This is a genomic window from Skermanella sp. (assembly GCF_059503625.1).
In genome coordinates this window covers 1-4915 of sequence record NZ_JCACHA010001171.1, presented here as the reverse complement: position 1 = coordinate 4915, position 4915 = coordinate 1, and the positions used below count along the sequence as shown (strand labels likewise).

At 68.3% G+C, this 4915-nt stretch carries 3 protein-coding genes; all 3 read left to right on the top strand.

Annotated features, from left to right (window positions below):
- The coding region (locus AC5JJ6_RS41410; RefSeq protein ID WP_496047647.1) for a methyl-accepting chemotaxis protein at nt 1-476 on the top strand (476 nt) is incomplete at its 5' end.
- 234 nt (nt 477-710) lie between these two features.
- Complete coding sequence (locus AC5JJ6_RS41405; protein ID WP_496047646.1) at nt 711-2237, top strand: Y-family DNA polymerase; 1527 nt, start codon at nt 711-713, stop codon at nt 2235-2237.
- The coding region (locus AC5JJ6_RS41400; RefSeq protein WP_496047645.1) for an error-prone DNA polymerase at nt 2234-4915 on the top strand (2682 nt) is incomplete at its 3' end. The genes AC5JJ6_RS41405 and AC5JJ6_RS41400, both read left to right, overlap by 4 nt.

The window sequence follows — 4915 nt, the reverse complement described above, 5'->3', positions numbered from 1 at the left end:
CCAGCCAGACCAATCTTCTGGCGCTGAACGCGACCATCGAGGCGGCCCGTGCGGGCGAGGCCGGCAAGGGTTTCGCCGTCGTCGCCAGCGAAGTCAAGCAGCTTGCCAACCAGACCGCCCGTGCCACCGATGAGATTTCCGGTCAGATCGACACGATCCAGGCTGCCACCAGCGGAGCCGTCGACGCCATCCGCCACATCGGCCATACCATCGTCGGCATCGACGAGATCGCCGCGACCATCGCCGCCGCGGTCGATCAGCAGGCCGCCGCTACCGGCGAGATCGCCCGCAACGTCCACGAAGCCGCTCATGGCACGACGGAAGTCAGCCACAGCATCGGCGACGTCACCCGAGCCGCCAGTGAAACCGGAGATGCCGCCGTCCAGGTGCTGTCCGCTTCGGACGACCTGACCCGCCAGTCCGACCGGCTGAGCCGGGAGGTCGAAACGCTGATCGCGACGATCAGGGCGGCGTAAACGCCGCCCTTTCCCCTGCCGCCTTCCATACCTCTTCCTGAAGCATATCGGATTCGTCAGCCGCTCTTGATCTTTTTGCATGCATAGTGTGTTCTTGTTTTGTTCTTGATGATTCGAGGGTATGACGTCAAGGGCATGACAGTGCGGCGCCAGGGGGTTAGGCGCCGGGGGTTCATGCGTCGGAAGTTCAGGCGCCAGGGGCTGGGGCAAGAGGTCGGGAGTGGTTGAATATCGATGGCGCGGCGGGTTCTTTCCTTATGGCTGCCTGGGCTGGCGACCGACCGGCTGGCCCGGCGCGAGCCGGCCTTGCGAAGATCGCCGCTGGTCACCGTCGTCGGGGATCGTGGGCGGATGATCGTCGCGTCGGCCAATGCCGTTGCCGAATCGGCCGGCATCCAGCCGGGCATGACGCTGGCCGACGCCCGTGCGCTGGAGCCTGCGATCCGTCCGGTCGATGCCGATTTTCCGGCCGATGCGCGGGCACTGGACGGTTTGGCCGATTGGTGCGGGCGCTATACGCCCTGGGTCGGGCTTGATGCCCCGGATGGGATCTTTCTCGACATCACGGGGTGCGGTCACCTGTTCGGCGGCGAGGCGGCGCTGCTGGATGGGTTGACCGGGCGGCTTGACGGTTTCGGCTACGGAAGCCGTGCCGCCATCGCCGATACGCCCGGCGCCGCCTGGGCGATGGCGCGCCACGGTGCGGAACGTTACGCCATCGTGCGGCCGGGGCAGGGCCGCCAAGCCCTTGCAGGGCTGCCGGTCGAGGGATTGAGGCTGCCTGCGGAGACTGCGGCCGGGCTGCGCCGGGTCGGGATGCGGCGGATCGGGGACCTCTACGCGATGCCGCGTGCCGGCATCACCGCACGATTCGGTGCCGTCGTCACCCGGCGGCTGGATCTGGCGCTGGCGATCTCGCCGGAGCCGATCTCGCCGCGCCGGCCGGTTCCGCCGCATATCGTCCGCACTGCCTTCGCCGAACCGATCTCGACGCCGGAGAACCTGACCGTCGCCACCCGCCATCTGCTCGATGATCTGTGCGCCGGCATGGAGCGGGCGGGGCAGGGGGCGAGACGGCTGGACCTGGGGTTCTTCCGGGTCGATGGCCGTGTCGAGCGGTCCAGCGTCGGGACCAGCCGGCCGGTTCGAACCCCTCTACACCTTGCCCGCCTCTTCGCGGAGAAACTGGATCGGGTCGAGCCCGGCCCCGGCGTCGAGATCATGATCCTGGCCGCGACGACCGAACCGCTCGGCGCCGTTCAGAGCACGATGCAGGTAGGATCCCCGGCGCTGTTCGCCGGGGAGCGCGAAGAAGAGGCCGAGTTGGTGGACCGGCTGGGCAACCGCCTCGGATTGCCCAGGGTGCGCCGCTTGCTGCCGCGGGAAAGCTGGTGGCCGGAAAACAACGTCGAGCAGGCCGCGGCGCTGGACGGTCCCGGTCCGAAGGCGGATCAGGCAGCACCTTGGCCTTCCGACCGTTTCCGCCCCGTCCGCCTGTTGACGCGCCCCGAACCCATCCACGTCATGGCCCCCGTGCCGGACGATCCGCCGATGATGTTCCGCTGGCGCGATGTCCCGCACAAGGTCGCCCATGCCGAGGGGCCGGAGCGGCTGGAACCGGAATGGTGGCGCGAACTGACGGAGATGCGGGACTATTACCGCGTCGAGGACTTGGCCGGCCGGCGCTTCTGGGTCTATCGCGCCGGCCTTTATCAGCAGGACCGCGCTGCGCGCTGGTACCTGCACGGGGTCTTCCCGTGAGCGCCCCCGGGTCTTCGGTATTCAGTCCGGTCTATGTCGAGCTTCAGGTCTCCACCAACTTCACCTTCCTGCGCGGCGCTTCCCATGCCGAGGAACTGGCGCTGAGTGCGGCGGCGCTGGGACACGCCGCCATCGCGGTGACCGACCGGAACAGTCTGGCCGGGGTCGTGCGTGCCCATACCGCCGCAAAGGGTGCGGGTATCCGGCTGGTGGTCGGCTGCAGGCTCGACCTGACCGACGGGCCGAGCCTGCTGTGCCTGCCGACCGACCGGGCCGCCTATGGCAGGCTGTCGCGGCTGCTCACCGTGGGCCGCCGGCGGGCGCCCAAGGGGCAGTGCGAGCTGAGCCGCGCCGACCTGTACGAGCATGACGAAGGCCAGATCCTGATCGCCGTACCGCCGGAGCATCCGGACGACGACTTCGTCGCAGCGCTGCGGGATTATCGGACACGGTTCCGCAAGCGGCTCTATCTGGCGGCGAGTCACCTCTACCGGGGCGACGATGCCCGGCGGCTGGCGCATCTGGCGGCGCTGGCGGCCGATGTCCGCGTGCCGCTGGTCGCGACCAACGACGTCCATTACCACGCGCCGCACCGCCGCGTGCTTCAGGACGTGCTGACCTGCATCCGCGAGCACCGCACGCTCCACACGGCAGGCTACCTGCTGGCGGCCAATGCCGAGCGGCACCTGAAGGCGCCTGAGGAAATGGCCCGCCTGTTCCACCGCTACCCCGACGCCGTCGCCCGCACGGCGGAGATCGCCGCCGCCTGCGCCTTCTCGCTGGACGAACTGCGCTACGAATATCCGAATGAGATCACCGCCGAGGGCAGGACCGCGCAGCAGGAACTGGCCCATCTGACGGCGCTGGGGGCCGCCGAGCGCTATCCCGAGGGGGTTCCGGCCAAGGTCCAGGCGGCGATAGACCACGAGTTGCCGCTGATCGAGCAACTCGGCTACGCGCCTTACTTCCTGACCGTCCACGATATCGTCCGGTTCGCCCGGTCGCGCGACATCCTGTGCCAGGGCCGTGGTTCGGCGGCCAACTCGGCCGTGTGCTACTGCCTTGGCATTACCGCCGTGGACCCGGCGCGCTCCGACCTGCTGTTCGAGCGCTTCGTTTCCGCCGCGCGCAACGAACCGCCCGATATCGACGTGGATTTCGAGCATGAGCGGCGGGAAGAGGTGATCCAGTACATCTACGCCAAGTACGGACGCGACAGGGCGGGGATCGCCGCCACCGTCAGCCGCTACCGGGCACGCGGCGCGGTCCGCGACGTCGGCAAGGTATTCGGCCTGTCGGACGACACCGTGGGACGGCTGGCCGGCTCGATCTGGGGATGGGGGCGGGAAGGCATCGACGAGGAGCGGGCACGCGAGCACGGGCTCGACCCGGCCGATCCGACGCTTCGCAGGGTGCTGGACGTCTCGGCCGAACTTCTCAACTTCCCGCGCCACCTGGGACAGCATGTCGGCGGCTTCATAATCACTCGGGGGCCTTTGTCGGAACTCTGCCCGATCGTCAACGCGGCCATGCCCGGCCGAACGACGATCGAGTGGGACAAGGACGATATCGATGCGCTCGGCATCCTGAAGGTCGACGTGCTGGCTCTCGGCATGCTGACCTGCGTGCGCAAGGGCTTCGACCTGCTGGCCCGCCACTACGGCAAGACCTGGGCGCTGGCGACCATTCCGGCGGAGGACGAGGCCGTCTACGCCATGCTGTGCAAGGCCGACAGCCTGGGCGTGTTCCAGGTGGAGAGCAGGGCTCAGATGTCCATGCTGCCGCGCCTGCGCCCGAAGACCTTCTACGACCTGGTTGTTCAGGTCGCCATCGTCCGGCCCGGTCCGATCCAGGGCGACATGGTCCATCCCTATCTACGCCGGAGGCAGGGCAGGGAGAAGGTCGAGTATCCGTCGCCGGAACTGCGTCAGGTGCTGGAAAAGACGCTCGGCGTGCCGCTGTTCCAGGAGCAGGCGATGAAGATCGCCATCGTCGCGGCCGGCTTCACCCCGTCGGAAGCCGATCAGCTTCGCCGGGCCATGGCGACGTTCAAGAAGGTCGGAATCATCCACACCTTCAGGGAGAAGATGATCGAGGGCATGGTCGCGCGCAACTACGACCGGGCCTTCGCCGAACGCTGCTTCCACCAGATCGAAGGCTTCGGCACCTACGGCTTTCCCGAAAGCCATGCGTCGAGCTTCGCGCTGCTGGTCTATGTCTCGGCCTGGATGAAGTGCCACCATCCCGACGTCTTCGCCTGCGCCTTGCTGAACAGCCAGCCCATGGGCTTCTACGCCCCGGCCCAGATCGTGCGCGACGCGCAGGAGCATGGCGTGGCGGTGCGGGGACCGGATCTCAACCATTCCGACTGGGACTGCACGCTCGAGCCGGTCCAAGGGGAGGAGGGCGGAGGCAGGTTCCATGCCTTGCGGCTGGGATTGCGGCAGATCAAGGGATTCCGCCAGGCGGAGGCCGCCGCACTGATGGCCGCCCGTCTGGATGCTCCGTTCCGGGACCCCTACGACGTCCGCCGGCGCAGCGGCCTGTCGGCGTCTTCGCTTGAACTGCTGGCCCAGGCCGACGCGTGGCGTTCCCTCGGTCTGGACCGCCGCGCGGCATTGTGGGCGGTGCAGGCGCTTGGTCCGGAGCCGCTGCCGCTGTTCGCCCGGATCGACGGC